This is a genomic window from uncultured Ruegeria sp. (assembly GCF_947504215.1).
Classification (GTDB): domain Bacteria; phylum Pseudomonadota; class Alphaproteobacteria; order Rhodobacterales; family Rhodobacteraceae; genus Ruegeria.
In genome coordinates this window covers 302,855-319,235 of sequence record NZ_CANNGO010000001.1, presented here as the reverse complement: position 1 = coordinate 319,235, position 16,381 = coordinate 302,855, and the positions used below count along the sequence as shown (strand labels likewise).

Genomic DNA, 16,381 nt, shown 5'->3' with positions numbered 1-16,381 from the left:
ATCACGGTAAAGGGACTGGACAGCCAAATGATCAGTGACGCAAGTTGTGCCCATGCCACATGATGATCACGACCACCCGCATGCCCTATTGCCGCCCGAACCTGCGCTTCGAGTCAAAGCGCTGGAAACGATTCTGACCCGCAAGGGATTGATCGATCCGGCGGCGCTGGATGAGATTATCGACACATATCAAAACAAGATCGGCCCGAAGAACGGGGCACGAGTCGTTGCCAAAGCTTGGGCTGACCCGGAGTTCAAGCAGGCTCTGCTGCAGGACGCGACCGCCGTTGTTGCGGATCTGGGGTATTACGGTCGGCAAGGCGAACACATGGTGGTGGTCGAGAATACGCCTGAACAGCACAACATGGTCGTCTGCACCTTGTGCAGTTGTTATCCTTGGCCGTTGCTGGGCATCCCTCCGGGGTGGTATAAATCTGACGCCTATCGCGCTCGTGCGGTGCGGGAACCTCGCAAGGTCTTGTCCGAATTCGGTGTCAGTTTGCCCAAAGACACTTCGGTGCGCGTATGGGATTCAACGGCCGAGATTAGATACCTCGTCTTGCCAATGCGCCCAGGTCGAACCGAAGGATTAAGCGAGGATGAACTGGCAGTTCTGGTAACCCGCGACAGTATGATAGGCACAGGATTACCCAGGGTGCGTTCATGACCCGGGTTCATGACATGGGTGGACGGTTCGGTGACTGGGCAATCCGCCCCGAATCTGAAGACGAACCGGTCTTTGCCGAAAACTGGCAAGCGCGGGCACTGGCCGTGACACTGGCCTCGGGATTCTTGGGGCAATGGAACATTGACGTGTCGCGCCATGCTCGGGAACGATTGTCACCCACGGACTACGCTCGGTTTTCTTACTATGAAAAATGGATATCAGGCCTGGCCGACCTGTTGGTCGAAAACGACGTTCTGACTCTGGATGATCTGCGAGATGCAAGTGAGGGTGACCACCCTTTGGCGGCGCGAATGTTGAGGGCCGAAGCTGTTGCAGGTGCTCTGGCCAAGGGCGGCCCGGCAGATCGCGCTTCGGACACTCCAATCAAATTCGAGATCGGTGACAGCGTCCGCACAGTGCGCCCAACCGCAAATCGTTTTGTTGATGGTGGCCACACCCGATTGCCGGGCTACGCCGCAGGCGCAAAGGGGCGTATTCTCAAGTTACATGGAACCCATGTTCTGCCGGATTCAAACGCGCACGGGTTGGGTGAAGCGCCCGAGCCGCTCTACGCTGTTGCGTTCCCTGCATCCGAACTCTGGGTAAACCCGGAACACCCGAAGGACGAAGTTGTGCTGGATCTATGGCAAAGCTACCTGGAACCACTATGACGGATTGCATTATTCATAGCGCCCCCGAACCAGTGTTTGCGGAACCCTGGCACGCACAGGTCTTTGCAGTGACGGTCGCGCTGAACGAAGTCGGGCGGTTCGCCTGGCCCGACTGGGCGGTACGATTCTCGGACACTCTAAAGCGTCATGGATTGAACAGGGATCTGGATGGTGGTGACGACTACTTCCACGCTTGGCTCGAAACGCTTGAAGATTTGTTGGCAGACCAAGGCGAAGCCGCGCCGGAAGATGTTACGCGCCTGCAAAGCGCATGGGAAAATGCCTACCTGACGACACCTCACGGTCAGCCCGTTCGAATATCCCCCACTTAGAAGTGGGCGCTGCCCCCGCCGGAGGCATCGCACGCAGAGCGATTGTCGGCTGCGTCGAATTACCGGTTTCCCTGCCGCTTGCGCCCCGCTATATGAGCCGAGTTTGATAACTCAGCGCAAAAGGACCAGATATGGCCAATGTGGTTGTTGTCGGCGCCCAGTGGGGTGACGAAGGAAAAGGCAAGATCGTCGACTGGCTCAGCGAGCGGGCAGACGTGATCGCGCGTTTTCAAGGCGGGCATAACGCCGGTCATACACTGGTCATCGATGGTGAAGTCTACAAGCTGAATGCTCTGCCTTCAGGTGTTGTGCGCGGCGGTAAGCTGAGCGTGATCGGCAACGGGGTTGTTCTGGACCCTTGGCATCTGGTGGGAGAGATTGCTTCGATCCGAAAGCAAGGCGTCGAGATTACGCCCGAAACGCTAATGATTGCCGAGAATACGCCATTGATTCTACCCATTCATGGTGAGTTGGATCGCGCGCGCGAGGAAGCGGCGAGCAAAGGGACGAAAATCGGCACCACAGGTCGCGGGATCGGACCTGCCTATGAAGACAAGGTTGGTCGTCGATCTGTGCGTGTTGCCGATCTTGCTGATGAGGCGACACTTGAGGCGCGTGTAGACCGGGCGCTGCAACACCATGATCCGCTCCGCAAAGGATTGGGTATTGAGGCCGTCGATAGGGATGCGCTGGTTGCTCAGCTGAAAGAAATTGCGCCGCAGATCCTTCCGTTTGCTGCACCCGTTTGGAAAGTTCTGAATGAAAAGCGCAAGGCTGGTAAGCGTATCTTGTTTGAGGGCGCTCAGGGCGCGTTGTTGGATATCGACTTTGGAACTTATCCGTTTGTGACGTCGTCGAATGTGATTGCGGGGCAGGCGGCGACCGGGGTTGGTATTGGTCCGGGTTCCGTGGATTTTGTTCTGGGTATTGTGAAAGCTTACACCACGCGCGTGGGTGAGGGGCCGTTTCCGACCGAGCTGGATGATGATGACGGCTTGCGCCTTGGAACCCGTGGGCATGAATTTGGCACGGTCACCGGCCGCAAGCGCCGGTGTGGTTGGTTTGACGCCTGCCTCGTGCGTCAGACCTGCGCCACCAGCGGTGTGAATGGTATTTCGCTTACCAAGTTGGATGTTCTGGATGGTTTCGAGACACTGAAGATCTGCACCGGTTATGAACTTGATGGTGAACGTCTGGGTTACCTGCCGACTGCCGCGGACCAACAGGCGCGTTGCAAACCCATCTACGAAGAAATGCCGGGTTGGAGCGAATCCACCGAGGGCGCACGCAGTTGGGCGGACCTGCCGGCAAATGCGATCAAATATGTGCGCCGGGTCGAGGAATTGATCGAGTGCCCGGTCGCACTTTTGTCAACCAGCCCGGAACGGGACGACACCATCCTGGTGACCGACCCATTTGCCGACTGATGAGTGGCGAGGACAAACCCGGCCTCAGCTATAAGGCGCGTCGCCGCTGGTCGCTGGTGGTTCTTTTGGTTGGGCTGCCGCTGTATATTGTGGCGGTGGTGACGGTATTGAACTGGCTGGATCGTCCACCGATCTGGTTGGAATTGCTGGTTTATATCGTTCTGGGCATATTGTGGGCGTTGCCATTCAAGTTCGTGTTTCGGGGCGTCGGCAAAGAAGATCCAGATCAGTCCTGAAGCGCTCTCAGACCGTTGCCTGGAAACAGTTTGCACGAGACCCTGCTTGAGCACCGATGCCTTGGCGACGATGTGAACATCGGGCCGTTTAATGACATTGCAAACTGGGTATTGGACGGCACAATGACCTCGTTGGTTTTGGGCTATTCGGTGTTTGACGATGGCCAATCCCGAGTCGAAGCATCCGGCGGGCTAAGGCATTGGGATCTGAACCTGTCGACGACTGTCGCAGGATTTACTGCCAGCACTGATGAGAGTTAGACCGACCCCTTGATCGGCGCTTGATATAGCAGGGCGATCAATTCGCATTGGGGTGTCTCGGCCATGGGTAATGTTGGGGGTTTTGATGTTGGGTCAGATTTTCAGTGGGAGGCGGTGGTTCAAGCCAGTTGGAAATGGACCGACCGTATCGACGTTGCAGGTGGGTATCGACATCTGAGTGTGGATTTCGAAGAGGGCAAAAACGTAATTGATCTGATTCTGACCGGCCCATATGTCGCGCTGGCATTTAATTTCCAAGCTTAATTGATTCTCTATTGTTTACTTGGCCAACTCAGAATCGCACGTGCAAAGGCGTGGTATTCACCAGTCAGTTCCTCGGCCATACTAAATGGAGTGGGCCACGGCGTGGTCAGCGTCGCCGCAACCTGGCCAGGCAAAAGAGTAAGGTCAGCTTGGTGACGTGATGCCAATCGCCTCATCTTTTGATTTGTCGCAAGGCAGAGCATGTGGACTTCCCGAATCCCTCTGTTTTGAGCTGCCGTTAGCAGCCGAGACAACAAGGCGTCACCGATGCCCTGGTCTTGCCAGGGGCTTTCCACCGAAAATGCGGCTTCGGCAATGTGACCATTGCCGTCAGGTTGTAGATACAATTCTGCCAATCCGCGCAGGCAAGTATCCGGGAAAGCGCCAAACACCAATGCTGCGGTGCCAAACATGTCTGATATGTAGGTTTGTAACCGTTGTGGGCGAACAGGTACGCCGAAACGAGATGTCAGGGCCTCGCTGTCCAGATTACTAAAATGTGTAGTCACCTGAGCCTTATCGTATTTACGCAAACGTCGGATTGCGATGTCGTGCATGGCGCGGCCTCTGTCTGAGCGGGATATCTTGGCAAAAAAGGAAGCTTGGTTCACTGTAACACAATTCTGCGCTGCAGCATAACGTGGCCAATTGATCGCATGAGTGGCAATTCGCGCATCTGTTGGTGTCGACAGAGCTATGCAAAAAGCAAAGGGCCGAGAGAAACTCCCGGCCCTTTTAGTTCAATTTCCATGAGTGTCAGCCCGCGGCGCGGGCATCGTCTGGGCGAAACCCAATCAGGTGCGACGCCGCAAAACGACCGCCACCCGCTTTTTGGATTTTACCGTCGCGCAACAATTGTCCAAAAGAACGTAAGCTTTCTTCACGATCAAATTCATCTTGCTTGAACGACCGTACTTTGTTCATCAGCTGCGGGCGCGAAAACTGCTCCTGACCTTCAATGAAGGACAAGTATGCTGCGGCCGCTTCAAGAAGATCGGGCAGGGATTGTGCCTCTTGTTCGCGGGCGAATTGGGCAAAACCACCCTCTTCGGGGACAGCGTCTTCCAACTGAGTACTTACGCGGCGCGGCGAAACCGGGCCAGCGTCTTCCGTCCCGTCATCGACACGCTGTTCTGCAACAAGTTTAAGAGGTGCAGCACTATCGTAGTCGGGTCGCGCGCTGGTCGTATTCGTGTCCGGACGGCGGGGGCTGACCACGGACGCCAGATCGCCGCGGTAGTCCTGATCCAGTGATTTCTGTCCAGCGTCACCTTCAACCTTGCGCGCGGCTTCGGTTGCGGCAACCGCTGTGCGTAGGTGCGAGTAGGTTTCGCGTTTGTTGTTATTGGCCGGGTCTTCCATCTGTGTTCCGGCTTCTTCCATCAGGCGAAAAACATCCTGGTCCGGATCGGTCTTCTCGGCCAGCTTGATGCCTGACGGATCCGAAAGCTTTGATTCGACTTCCGAAATCTCATCTAGCAGGTCAGCCTCATCTTCCGCGGTGATGACACCTTCGGCGGTTTGACCCGGCGCGTCCTCAATCGACGCGCCTTCCGGCTGGCTAGCAACTTCCTCATCGCTCAGGATGTTGAGCATGCCGTCATCTTCTAATTCGACCTCCGACGTTTCGTCGAGATCAGAAAAGAGAATTTCGTCAGTTTGAGGATCGTCTTTCTGCGCCGTCTCGGTCACTGGCTGGGGGTCATCCATTGAAAACGGGCTTTTAACGTTTGCCGGCTGTAAATCTTCTGAACTCAGCGCGCCCGCCTCGAACGCGGCGGTAAGTGCGTCTGCTGGGGCTTCTTTGCTTTTTAGCAACGAGGTGTCTTCGTCTTCGACATAGCCCTGTGGGTTTGCATCCGAATGTGAAACGACGGCGCGGATGCGTTGCAACTTGGATGCTATACTATCAGCAGGCGCAGCTGCTGCGCCAGCGGGCCTGTCTGTCTTGGCAACATTAGGCTCTGTCTGTGCTTCGGGGGCAGGCGTTTCAATCATGTTCAGCGAGGCGGCTTGCGAGGTCTGTTCTTCGGGTGCAGTTGCAGTTGAGGGCGCAGCAGCTTCTGTTGCGCGCAGCAACAGACCGGCTTCGTTGTGACTGGCCTCGATGTGTTGGGAGGGATTGCGCTGAGCGATGCGGTTTAGCATTTCTGCATCTGGCTGCGGCGGCTCAGATCCGAAATACCGGTCATCCGCAGCGAGTTCGCGGAAGTAGTCGGCAATGGCTTTCAGAGTTTCGAAGGAATTGTCAAATCCTTCTAATGTGCAGGAAAAGGTTCCATAAGAAACGGTCAACACTTTGTTATTCTGTACCATCAGACACATGTCCTCTACAAACTACGAGCCAACTTGCCCGGGTCCGGGCACACCTGTTGGCTTAAAACTTTTTGTATGAACCTATCATTTTGTGGTCTCAATGTGTCCAAATCCGGAAAAAATGGTCAATCTTAGAAAAAATGGGACAATTATACGGTCAAATGGCCCCATTGGGCTGTTTGGAGGCGGTCAGATTGGGCCAGATGACCTGAATTTGGTGCTGAATCGCGTCACCACCGTCGTCGCGGCGGATGGTGGAGCAGCGGTTTTGGTAGATTCGGGGCGATTGCCGGATGCTGTCATCGGCGATTTTGATTCGTTAGAGAGCACAATCAAAGACAGAATCCCTGACGACCGCTTGTTTCCCATACGGGAACAAGACAGCACGGATTTTGACAAGGCCTTGCGCAGTGTGCAGGCACCCTTGGTTCTGGGCGCTGGGTTTTTGGGCAGGCGTCTGGATCACCAGTTAGCGGTGCTCAATACTCTGGTCACCTATCAGGACCGAGCATGTGTTTTGTTTGGCGAACACGAAGTAGTCTTTCATGCGCCGCCTAAGATTTCGCTGGCAATAGCGCCCGGAGACATAGTGTCTCTGTTTCCACTTGCTCGGGTAACTGGCCGCAGCAATGGGTTGGAGTGGCCCATCGAGGATTTGATTCTTGAACCGAACGGGAAAGTGGGCACGTCCAATCGCGCCTTGTCAGAGGTCGAGCTGCACATTGATGGACCGGGCTTGCTGGTTATGGTCCCGCGCAACGCGCTGGATCAGGTCATGCAGGCGTTTCTGTCGGGGCAGACCGGGCTGTGGCCCGCTCGCGCAGGATGACGTAAAGCCCAGCAAGGATCGTGATGAAAATCCCAAGTGCGGCAAGACCGTCAGGCAGATCTTTGAAGATCATCCAACCAATCAGGGTCGCAACCGGGATTTCCAAATACTGCATCGGGGCCAAAGTGGCCGAGGGCGCGTAGCGCAGCGACCAGGTCATCAACAGATGCGCCACGGTGCCCAGGATACCGATGCCCAGCAATAGCCAATGGGAGTTGCCAGTCGGTACGATCACCGAGATCTCCCAGATGTCGGCACTCGTTCCGATCAAAAGCACTGGCAGTAATAGTATCGTCGCAAACACTCCAGACACGGCCTGCAACGAAACCGGATCGGTTTCTTTTGCGATCTGCCGTGTGACCAGCATGAAAAGCGCAAAAACCACGGCGACGATTAGGGGTAGCAAGGCAGGCGCGCCGACTTCTGCGAAGCTGGGTTGAATAACCAGCAATGTGCCTGCAAATCCAACGATACAGGCGATCAAACGTCGGGCGCCAACCTCTTCGCCCAGCACGTATTTCCCCAACAGCAGCATGACAAATGGCATCACAAATGCGATCGCGACGGCATCTGCAAGCGGCAGGAACTTCAAGGCACTGAACATTGCTGTAATCCCAACGATATGCAGCACAGTGCGGATCATTGTCAGTCGTAGAATGCGTCCGCGCATTCGCCAGGGGCGGCCGGTGGCGGCAATCAACGGAATCAGGATCAGCGCCTGAATCGCAAAACGCACTATCACTAACAGACCCAATGGCGTGGTTTCCCCCAACAGCTTCGCCGTCGCGTCGCCAAGCGGCGCGAGCACACAAAAACCAAGCATCAGAACGATGCCAAAGACGGGGCGATCCTGGGTCATGCCCGGCACGCTAGGTCAAGCTGTGCCGGGGGGGAAGGGCTAAACGCTCGTTCAGCAGTTGGGAATGTTCACCGCGAGACCACCGAGTGAAGTCTCTTTATACTTCTCATGCATATCCTGCCCGGTCTGGCGCATGGTTTCGATCACCGCATCCAAAGGCACGAAATGTTGACCATCGCCACGCAATGCTAGTGACGCCGCCGAGACGGCCTTGATCGCGCCAAGCCCGTTGCGTTCGATGCAAGGCACTTGAACAAGACCAGCTACTGGATCACATGTCATGCCAAGGTGATGTTCCAACGCGATCTCGGCAGCATTTTCCACTTGTTCCGGGGTTCCACCCATCACTGCGCACAGACCCGCAGCGGCCATGGCAGACGCGCTGCCAACTTCGGCCTGGCAACCAGCCTCGGCCCCCGAGATCGAGGCGTTGTATTTCACCAGCCCTCCGATGGCGGCTGCGGTCAGAAGGAAATCTTCGATATGGCTTTCTGATGCGCCCGGGACATGATCCAAGTAATAACGCAGAACAGCAGGCAACACGCCCGCCGCGCCATTAGTCGGGGCTGTCACGACCTGACCACCGGCTGCGTTTTCTTCATTCACGGCCATGGCATAAACACTCATCCAGTCGTTGATGGTGTGCGGCGCTGTCAGGTTCATACCGCGCTCGGCCATCAAGGCATCGTAGATACCCTTTGCGCGGCGGCGCACGCTCAGACCTCCGGGCAGAATACCATCCGTGGACAGCCCACGTTCGATGCAGTCATTCATCACTTGCCACAAGCGGGCCGACCCTTTGGCAAAACTGTTGGCGCACCCGCGCGCGATTTCATTTTCGCGCTTCATATGGGCGATGCTTTTGCCACTGGAATTGGACATCTCCAGCATCTCGGCGGCAGATTTGAAGGGAAACGGAACCGGTGCGCCTTCGTCGGTTGCTTTGCCTGCGGCTAGTTCTTCTTCGGTCATCACAAAGCCGCCACCGATCGAGTAATACACTTGGCGCAGGATGACGTCGCCTTGTGCGTCCGTCGCTATCAGGATCATGCCGTTGGCGTGACCCGGCAGGGTGTTTTCATAATCAAAGAGAAGATCGGCTTTGGGATCGAATTTGAGGGTTGGCAAACCGTCGGGCGTAACGGAGTGGGTCTCGGAGATCGCCGCCAATGCGGCCTCGGCTTTGGCGTTGTCGTAGGTGTCCGGAACAAACCCTGCCAGCCCCAGGATGGTCGCCCGATCTGTCGCATGGCCGACACCAGTAAAGGCCAGCGAGCCGTGTAGCGACCCGCGAAGTCCCGCAAATTCGAATGGTGAGGCGCGCATCATGTCAAGAAACCGGGCAGCGGCAACCATCGGTCCCATTGTGTGCGACGAGGATGGGCCAATGCCCACTTTGAACATATCAAAGACAGAGAGGAACATGTCAGATAGCTGAGCCTTCAGGAGGAGTGGCGTGAGTGGGAGATGTGAAAGGTGTGACCCCAAGGCCCTCGGCCGCAATGGCTGCACGTGTCGCAGGGCGGGTTTCAAGTTGCATCAGAATTTTCTGTAGATACGGCGTGTCGGGCAGCTGATACCAGCTGCGATCCATTCGGGCAGGATACAGCGCCATCCACCGCATCATACAGGCCAGATAATAGGTCAGGATCGATGGGTGATCGGCGTGCAGCCATTCGGGCGATTGTTTTGCCACCGTATCTAGTGCGTTCAGGTGTCGACGCAGGCGAGGGCACATTCCGGCGCGCAGTTCCGCTGCCTTCGCAGATTCAATGTACTGGTCCGCGTAAAACAGGATACGCAGATCTGAATGCAGCGTGTTTGACGCAAAGAACAGCCATTTCAAGAAATCACCGCGGTTAGGGCTGGCTGAGGAGGGCGCGAGCTCACCATGGGTGTCTGCCAGCCACAACAGAATCGCGGCTGTCTCAAATATCGGGCCTTGCGATGTCTCAAGAACAGGAATCAACCCGTTCGGGTTTAGCGCCCGGTAGGCCACGCTTTCTTGCTCGTTCCGGCTGCGATCGACCAGCACAGTTTCATAGGGCAGGTCCATTTCTTCCAACACCAGTCGGATCACCAGCGAGGCGTTGTCAGGAGCATAGTGGAGGCGATACAGCGTCGTCATTCTGTCTACTTATAGCGCTACGTGGAAACAGGAAGACTTGATTGCGACGTTTCCGATAGGAAACGCGTATTTTTGCGACATGATTGGTAAGCGCTTATGCGATTTCGGGCTCGCAGTCGTTTGACGCATTCCGTATAAGATCGACAGAAAAACAAAGGATAGCTGCCATGACCGGAGAACTGTCGCCCATCGATATGGCAAAATACGTTGCAGCGCGCCGTGCAGCCGACATGGTTGAAGACGGAATGCGTGTCGGTTTGGGCACCGGGTCCACCGCCGCCTGGCTAGTACGCCGTTTGGGCGAAAGGGTTCAGGGTGAAAACCTGCGGATCATGGGTGTTCCGACATCGACCCGGACCGCTCAGCTGGCCCGCGAGGTTGGTATCGAGGTGGTCTCGCTGGATCAGGCGGGGTGGCTGGATCTGACCATCGACGGAGCAGACGAGTTTGACGGCGATCTGAATCTGATCAAGGGCGGCGGCGGTGCGCATTTGCAGGAAAAGATCGTGGCCACTGCCAGTGACCAGATGATCGTGATTGCGGATGCGGGAAAAGAGGTCGAAACACTGGGTGCTTTCCCGCTTCCGGTCGAGGTGATCCCGTTTGGTTGGCAAACCACGCGAACGCTGATCGAAGAAGCGCTGGACACAATGGACGTGCTTGGCACCTCGGCCGCACTGCGCATGAATGGTGAGGCGCCGTTTGTGACGGATGAGGGAAACCATATTCTTGATCTGCATCTACAACGCATTGGCAACGCACGGCAAATGGCCTTGGTGCTGAATCAGGTGCCGGGCGTGGTCGAGAATGGCTTGTTCATCGACATTTGCGACAAGGTCGTCATCGGGCATGGGGATGGTCGGGTCGAATTACGCGACATCAACGAGGGCACAATCGAGCTGGACCAGTTGATCGAAGGGGCCGGCGAAAACTTGTTCTCCGATTTGTCGGATTGAGCCATTTGATGTGTCGCGGCGCAAATCTCGTAAGAAAAGCAGCTATTTCCTCTCCAAAGGGGTTGGCGGGCGTTTTTCTGTGCCCAGATATCCAGAGAATTCTTGCAAGTTGAACGAAGGAACCAGGCATGAGCTTTGACTATGATCTATTCGTCATCGGTGGTGGCTCGGGTGGGGTACGCGCGGCGCGGGTCGCGGCTGGCGAAACCGGCGCCAAAGTGGCGTTGGCTGAAGAGGATCGTTATGGCGGAACCTGTGTCATTCGGGGCTGTGTTCCGAAAAAGCTGATGGTTTTTGCCAGCGAATTTGCTGACACCGTGGGTGACGCACAAGCTTATGGTTGGGGCATTCAACCCGGTGCTTTCAATTGGGAAACGTTCCGCGGCAAGCTGCATGCAGAACTGGATCGGTTGGAAGGTATCTATCGCAGTATCCTGAAGAACAACGGCGTCGAAAGCTTTGATCAGCGTGCCCATTTGGTGGACGCACACACAGTCGAGCTGGCCGATGGTACGCGCAAGACCGCCAAGCACATTCTGGTGGCCACAGGCGGTCGCCCGGTTGTGCCCGCGTTTCCTGGATCAGAGCTGGCGATTACGTCAAATGAAATCTTCCATCTGGAAAAGCTGCCCGAGACAATGTTGATTGTCGGCGGCGGGTACATTGCTTGCGAATTTGCAGGGATCATGAACGGGCTTGGGGTCAAGACGACACAGTTTTATCGCGGCGCGCAAATTCTGCGCGGCTTCGATGACGAGGCGCGTGGGTTGATCAGCGAAGAAATGTGCCAGAACGGGATCGATGTTCACCTGGGCACAAACGTGCTTGAGATGAAGAAGCAGGGCGACAAGATCTGGGTCAAGGCGACCAACGGGTCTGAACAACTGTTTGACACGGTTATGTACGCGACGGGCCGCGCGCCGAATGCCGATGATCTGGGGCTTGAAGCTTTGGGTGTTGAGAGGGGGCGTAAAGGCGAGGTTGTCGTCGATGACTACAGCCAGACGGCCGTTCCCTCGATCTTCGCCATTGGCGATGTCACCGACAGGGTCAATCTGACGCCGGTTGCGATCCGCGAGGGGATGGCTTTTGTCGAAACCGTGTTTAAGGGCAACCCTACACCGGTCGATCACGAGCTTATCCCAACAGCGATCTTTACCCAGCCGGAAATGGGCACGGTTGGCCTGAGCGAGGAAGAGGCCGCCGAACAGGAACCGATCGAGGTGTATGCCACCTCGTTCAAACCGATGCAGAAAGCGTTTGCCGGTGGAACCCAGCGTGTTTTGATGAAACTGATTGTCAGCCAGGCGACACGAAAGGTGTTAGGCTGTCACATCGTCGCGCCGGGCGCAGGTGAGATGATTCAGTTGGCAGGTATTGCGGTAAAGATGGGCGCAACCAAGGAAGACTTTGACCGTACAGTCGCGGTTCACCCGGTGATGGCCGAGGAATTGGTGACAATGCGGCAACCTGTGCGCACTGCTTGATTTGCAAGTACGCGCACACAAGTTACAAGGGACCCCGTGATCACACGGGCCTAAGCGAAGGAATTGAAAAATATGGCGGGCAACAGCGGTGGCCCCTGGGGGGGCGGAGGCTCCTCGGGTGGCGGAGGAAATCGGGGTAACAACGGGGACGGGCGCAAGCCGCCCGAAAGCGACGGCCCGCAGATTCCCGAGATCGACGAGCTGATGAAGAAGGGCCAGGAGCAGTTGCGCGTCCTTATGGGCGGGCGCGGCGGCGGTGGCCGTGGTTCGAATGGCAAGGGTGGTGGTGGCGGTCCCATCTTCACCAAAGGCACTGTTGCCATTGGTCTGTTGGTCGCGGCTGGTCTTTGGGCGGCAGCAAGCTTTTATACGGTCAAGCCAGAAGAACAGTCTGTTGAGTTGTTTCTGGGCGAGTTCTCAGCCGTCGGTAACCCGGGTCTGAACTTTGCACCTTGGCCGCTTGTGACCGCCGAAGTCATTCCGGTGACCCGCGAACAGAACGAAGATATGGGCGGAGCGCGTGGCAGCGATGACGGTCTAATGCTGACCGGCGACGAAAACGTGGTCGACATCGACTATCAGGTTGTCTGGAACATCAACGACCCCGCCAAGTACCTGTTTAACTTGCGAGATCCTAAGCAAACCATTCAGGCAGTGTCGGAATCCGCCATGCGTGAGATCATTGCGCAATCAGAGCTGGCTCCGATCCTGAACCGGGATCGGGGTATTATTGCGGATCGCCTGCAGGAACTGATCCAGTCCACGATGGACAGCTATAACTCTGGTGTGAACATTGTGCGGGTGAACTTCGACAAGGCCGACCCACCGCAGGACGTGATTGCCGCGTTCCGCGACGTTCAGGCTGCCGCGCAGGAGCGGGACCGATTGCAGAATGTCGCTGACGCCTATGCCAACCGGGTTCTCGCCGAGGCGCGTGGTGAAGCCGCGCAAATCCTGGAAGAATCTGAAGGGTATCGTGCCCAGCAGATCAACAGCGCTCAGGGTGAGGCCAGCCGCTTTAGCGCGGTTCTTGAAGAATACTCCAAAGCGCCGGATGTCACCCGTAAGCGTCTTTATCTTGAGCGAATGGAACAGGTTCTGGGCGACGTAGATAAGATCATTCTGGACCAGAACTCAGGCGGGCAGGGGCAGGGTGTCGTACCCTATCTGCCGCTTAACGAGCTGCGTCGTAGCCCTGCCGCGGAGAGCAACTGATGCGTAAATCACCTATTATTCTGATCCTTGTTTTCATCCTGGCGGTTGTGGGTCTGTCCTCGATCTTTATCGTGGACGAGCGCGAACGCGCGTTGGTTCTGCAATTTGGTCGCGTTGTTGCGGTCAAGGAAGAGCCTGGTCTCGCCTTCAAAATCCCGGTTATTCAAGAAGTAGTCCGATACGACGACCGAATCTTGTCCATCGACGTTCAGCCGCTTGAGGTTACGCCTTTAGATGATCGCCGTCTGGTGGTTGACGCGTTTGCACGCTACCGGATTTCAGACCTTGAACAGTTCCGTCAGGCGGTTGGTGTCGGCGGTATTCCGGTTGCCGAAGACCGTCTGGACCGGATCCTGCGCGCCGAAACACGTGAGGTTCTGGGTTCGGTATCGTCTCGCGATATCCTCAGCTCGGATCGTGCCGCGTTGATGCTTCGTATCCGCAACAGCGCGATTGCCGAGGCGCAGGCGCTGGGCGTGAGCGTGATTGACGTTCGTTTGAAGGCCACTGACCTGCCGCAAGCCAACCTCGAAGCAACGTTTGATCGGATGAAAGCCGAACGGGAACGGGAAGCGACCGACGAGCGTGCCCGCGGTAACGAGGCAGCGCAGCGTGTGCGCGCTCAAGCCGACCGGACGGTTGTGGAGCTGGTATCTGACGCGCGTCGCGAGGCCGAGATCATCCGCGGTGAAGCTGACGCTGAACGCAACGCGATCTTTGCCGAAGCTTACGGCGCGGACCCTGAGTTTTTTGAATTCTACCGCTCTCTGACTGCATATGAGAATGCGCTGCAGGGCGGAAACAGCTCGTTGATAATGAGCCCGGATTCAGAGTTCTTCAACTACCTCAGCTCTCCCACCGGACGGCAAGCGCCGGCTGCGGTAGCCGAGTAATGGGCCTGATCCTTCTGGCCTTCGGGCTGGTATTGATAGTCGAGGGGCTGGCCTATGCGCTGGCCCCTTCGCTTATTGAGCGCATGTTAGAGGCGCTGCGGGCCCTGCCGGAACCAGCCCGGCGACTGATGGGTTTGCTGTGTGTGGTCAGCGGTTTTGTCCTTTTGTGGGGTGCATATCAGTTGGGATTTTGATCTGGTGATGTCACGTGCTGGTGATTTCCCCCTGTTCCCGAGTTGCGGGCAGACCCAAACTGACTACATTGGGTAGAAATACCGGCATAACCGTCGGGATAGTTAGTCGACAAGGAGATCCCAAGTGCAGGCAAAAGCGCGCAGTGTGTCCGTCCGTTGGGACGATGTTAGTGTTATGATGCGGCTGATGTGGCTGGCCTTTGCCAGCATGCTACTCGTTTTGGCACAGACGATGGCCGCGCATGCGCGGGGGGAAAGCCTGGCGCCGTTGGCGGAGCAAATCAGCCCTGCGGTCGTGAACATCACTACCTCCACCTTGATAGAAGGGCAGACCGGTCCGCAGGGTATCGTCCCTGAAGGGTCACCATTCGAAGACTTCTTTCGTGATTTTCAGGACCGCAACGGCGATGACGAAAATCGGCCGCGCCGTAGCAATGCGCTGGGGTCGGGTTTCGTGATTTCCGAAGACGGCTATATCGTCACCAACAATCACGTCATCGCCGAAGCAGATGAAATCCTTGTTGAATTCTTCCCGGGCGACGGTCAGCCCAAAAAGGAACTACCCGCCGAAGTTATCGGTACTGACGAGAAAACCGACATCGCGCTTCTTAAGGTCGAGGCATCGGGGCCGCTGAAATATGTGACCTTCGGCGACAGTGACAACGCTCGGGTCGGAGATTGGGTCATCGCAATGGGCAACCCGTTGGGGCAAGGCTTTTCCGTTTCAGCCGGGATTGTTTCGGCCCGTAATCGGGCGCTTAGCGGATCCTATGATGACTACATTCAGACTGACGCAGCGATCAACCGTGGCAACTCGGGCGGGCCGCTGTTTGACATGGACGGGCAGGTCATCGGTGTGAATACCGCGATCTTGTCGCCCAATGGCGGCTCTATCGGTATCGGATTTTCAATGGCCTCCAATGTGGTGATCAAAGTCGTAGATCAACTGCGTGAGTTCGGAGAAACGCGCCGCGGTTGGCTCGGCGTCCGCATTCAGGACGTCACGGAAGATATGGCAGAGGCAATGGGGCTGGAGAAGCCCGGCGGCGCATTGATCAGCGATGTACCCGAAGGACCGGCAAAAGAAGCCGGCCTTAAAGCGGGCGACGTGATCCTCAGCTTTGACGGTGTTGACGTCGAAGATACGCGCGGGTTGGTACGTCAGGTTGGCGAGACTACGGTGGGCAAATCCGTGCGGGTCGTTGTTCAGCGAGACGGCGGCACACAGACCATTCTGGTTACGCTGGGACGTCGTGAAGACGCTGAAAGCAGCGAAAGCGAAGAAGAAGAAACACCTGACGCTGAGGGTGGTGAAAACGCTGATATCCTGGGTCTGACCATTTCCCCGCTAACAGACAAATTCCGGGAAGATCTTGGTCTGGACGCTGATGCAGAAGGGCTGGTTGTCGCTGATGTGGATGAGGCATCCGAGGCTTATGCCAAAGGGCTACGTGCAGGCGACCTGATTACCGAAGCGGGTCAGCAAAAGGTCGAAACGATCGAAGATCTCGAAGGACGAATGGAGGAAGCGCGCGTAGCTGGGCGAAAATCCCTGTTGCTTTTGGTGCGCCGAGGCGGTGATCCGCGTTTTGTTGCGCTGAGCCTCGAGGAGTAAGCCAAGAAGCACTCGATGAGTTGAGCCAAGC

General features: G+C 56.5%; 19 protein-coding genes. 14 read left to right on the top strand and 5 right to left on the bottom strand.

Translation table 11 applies throughout. The features are described 5' to 3' along the window. Positions 1-52 precede the first annotated feature (52 nt). The 7 genes from nthA to Q1B21_RS01525 all read left to right on the top strand — a co-directional run bounded on the left by nthA (position 53) and on the right by Q1B21_RS01525 (position 3,858). The gene (gene nthA, locus Q1B21_RS01555; RefSeq protein WP_299885114.1) at positions 53-667 is read left to right on the top strand and encodes a nitrile hydratase subunit alpha; all 615 of its coding nucleotides are present in this window, start codon (positions 53-55) and stop codon (positions 665-667) included. After that, complete coding sequence (nthB, locus tag Q1B21_RS01550) at positions 664-1,338, top strand: nitrile hydratase subunit beta (RefSeq protein WP_299885111.1); 675 nt, start codon at positions 664-666, stop codon at positions 1,336-1,338. Before nthA ends, nthB begins: the two co-directional genes overlap by 4 nt. After that, positions 1,335-1,670 carry a nitrile hydratase accessory protein gene (locus Q1B21_RS01545; protein WP_299885108.1) on the top strand — a complete coding sequence of 112 codons (336 nt, stop codon included), beginning with the start codon at positions 1,335-1,337 and terminating at the stop codon, positions 1,668-1,670. The genes nthB and Q1B21_RS01545 overlap by 4 nt, the downstream gene beginning before the upstream one ends. Before the next feature lie 131 nt (positions 1,671-1,801). Next, positions 1,802-3,097 (top strand): adenylosuccinate synthase, encoded by a 1,296-nt coding sequence (locus Q1B21_RS01540; RefSeq protein WP_298932649.1) that lies wholly within the window; start codon positions 1,802-1,804, stop codon positions 3,095-3,097. Beyond that, complete coding sequence (locus tag Q1B21_RS01535; protein WP_298932648.1) at positions 3,097-3,333, top strand: DUF2842 domain-containing protein; 237 nt, start codon at positions 3,097-3,099, stop codon at positions 3,331-3,333. The genes Q1B21_RS01540 and Q1B21_RS01535 overlap by 1 nt, the downstream gene beginning before the upstream one ends. Positions 3,334-3,363: 30 nt before the next feature. Beyond that, positions 3,364-3,594, top strand: coding sequence for a hypothetical protein (locus Q1B21_RS01530; RefSeq protein ID WP_299885105.1), 231 nt, complete (start codon positions 3,364-3,366; stop codon positions 3,592-3,594). A 63-nt stretch (positions 3,595-3,657) separates the two neighbouring features. Continuing rightward, complete coding sequence (locus Q1B21_RS01525) at positions 3,658-3,858, top strand: hypothetical protein (RefSeq protein WP_299885102.1); 201 nt, start codon at positions 3,658-3,660, stop codon at positions 3,856-3,858. A gap of 8 nt (positions 3,859-3,866) precedes the next feature. Here Q1B21_RS01525 and Q1B21_RS01520 read toward each other — a convergent pair whose 3' ends face one another. Continuing rightward, on the bottom strand, positions 3,867-4,415 hold the full coding sequence (locus Q1B21_RS01520) for a GNAT family N-acetyltransferase (protein ID WP_299885099.1): 549 nt from the start codon (positions 4,413-4,415) through the stop codon (positions 3,867-3,869). 199 nt (positions 4,416-4,614) lie between these two features. Then, entirely contained in the window at positions 4,615-6,174 is a 1,560-nt protein-coding gene (locus Q1B21_RS01515; protein ID WP_299885096.1) for a hypothetical protein, read from the bottom strand. Positions 6,175-6,274: 100 nt separating this feature from the next. On the opposite strand from Q1B21_RS01515, the gene Q1B21_RS01510 reads away from it, so the two are divergent. Beyond that, positions 6,275-7,003, top strand: coding sequence for a thiamine diphosphokinase (locus Q1B21_RS01510; protein ID WP_367277440.1), 729 nt, complete (start codon positions 6,275-6,277; stop codon positions 7,001-7,003). Here Q1B21_RS01510 and Q1B21_RS01505 read toward each other — a convergent pair. The 3 genes from Q1B21_RS01505 to Q1B21_RS01495 are packed head-to-tail and all read right to left on the bottom strand — an operon-like array spanning position 6,948 to position 9,990. Continuing rightward, positions 6,948-7,862: a DMT family transporter gene (locus tag Q1B21_RS01505; protein ID WP_299885089.1), complete on the bottom strand. Its 915-nt coding sequence runs from the start codon at positions 7,860-7,862 to the stop codon at positions 6,948-6,950. The genes Q1B21_RS01510 and Q1B21_RS01505 overlap by 56 nt on opposite strands. Positions 7,863-7,913: 51 nt before the next feature. After that, on the bottom strand, positions 7,914-9,287 hold the full coding sequence (locus Q1B21_RS01500) for an L-serine ammonia-lyase (protein WP_299885081.1): 1,374 nt from the start codon (positions 9,285-9,287) through the stop codon (positions 7,914-7,916). Position 9,288: 1 nt separating this feature from the next. Then, positions 9,289-9,990, bottom strand: a complete 702-nt coding sequence (locus Q1B21_RS01495; RefSeq protein WP_299885078.1) for a glutathione S-transferase family protein — start codon at positions 9,988-9,990, stop codon at positions 9,289-9,291. 167 nt (positions 9,991-10,157) lie between these two features. On the opposite strand from Q1B21_RS01495, the gene rpiA reads away from it, so the two are divergent. From rpiA to Q1B21_RS01465, 6 genes are all read left to right on the top strand, one after another. Beyond that, a complete protein-coding gene (rpiA, locus tag Q1B21_RS01490) occupies positions 10,158-10,946 on the top strand; it encodes a ribose-5-phosphate isomerase RpiA (protein WP_299885075.1) in 789 nt (262 codons plus the stop codon). Between the two features lie 128 nt (positions 10,947-11,074). After that, complete coding sequence (gene gor, locus Q1B21_RS01485; protein ID WP_299885072.1) at positions 11,075-12,433, top strand: glutathione-disulfide reductase; 1,359 nt, start codon at positions 11,075-11,077, stop codon at positions 12,431-12,433. A 72-nt stretch (positions 12,434-12,505) separates the two neighbouring features. Next, the gene (hflK, locus tag Q1B21_RS01480; protein ID WP_298932629.1) at positions 12,506-13,648 is read left to right on the top strand and encodes an FtsH protease activity modulator HflK; all 1,143 of its coding nucleotides are present in this window, start codon (positions 12,506-12,508) and stop codon (positions 13,646-13,648) included. After that, positions 13,648-14,541 (top strand): protease modulator HflC, encoded by an 894-nt coding sequence (hflC, locus tag Q1B21_RS01475; RefSeq protein ID WP_299078253.1) that lies wholly within the window; start codon positions 13,648-13,650, stop codon positions 14,539-14,541. The genes hflK and hflC overlap by 1 nt, the downstream gene beginning before the upstream one ends. Beyond that, positions 14,541-14,735, top strand: a complete 195-nt coding sequence (locus Q1B21_RS01470) for a DUF2065 domain-containing protein (RefSeq protein WP_120635092.1) — start codon at positions 14,541-14,543, stop codon at positions 14,733-14,735. The genes hflC and Q1B21_RS01470 overlap by 1 nt, the downstream gene beginning before the upstream one ends. 175 nt (positions 14,736-14,910) lie before the next feature. Beyond that, complete coding sequence (locus Q1B21_RS01465; protein ID WP_298933466.1) at positions 14,911-16,350, top strand: Do family serine endopeptidase; 1,440 nt, start codon at positions 14,911-14,913, stop codon at positions 16,348-16,350. The last annotated feature ends 31 nt before the right edge of the window (positions 16,351-16,381 follow it).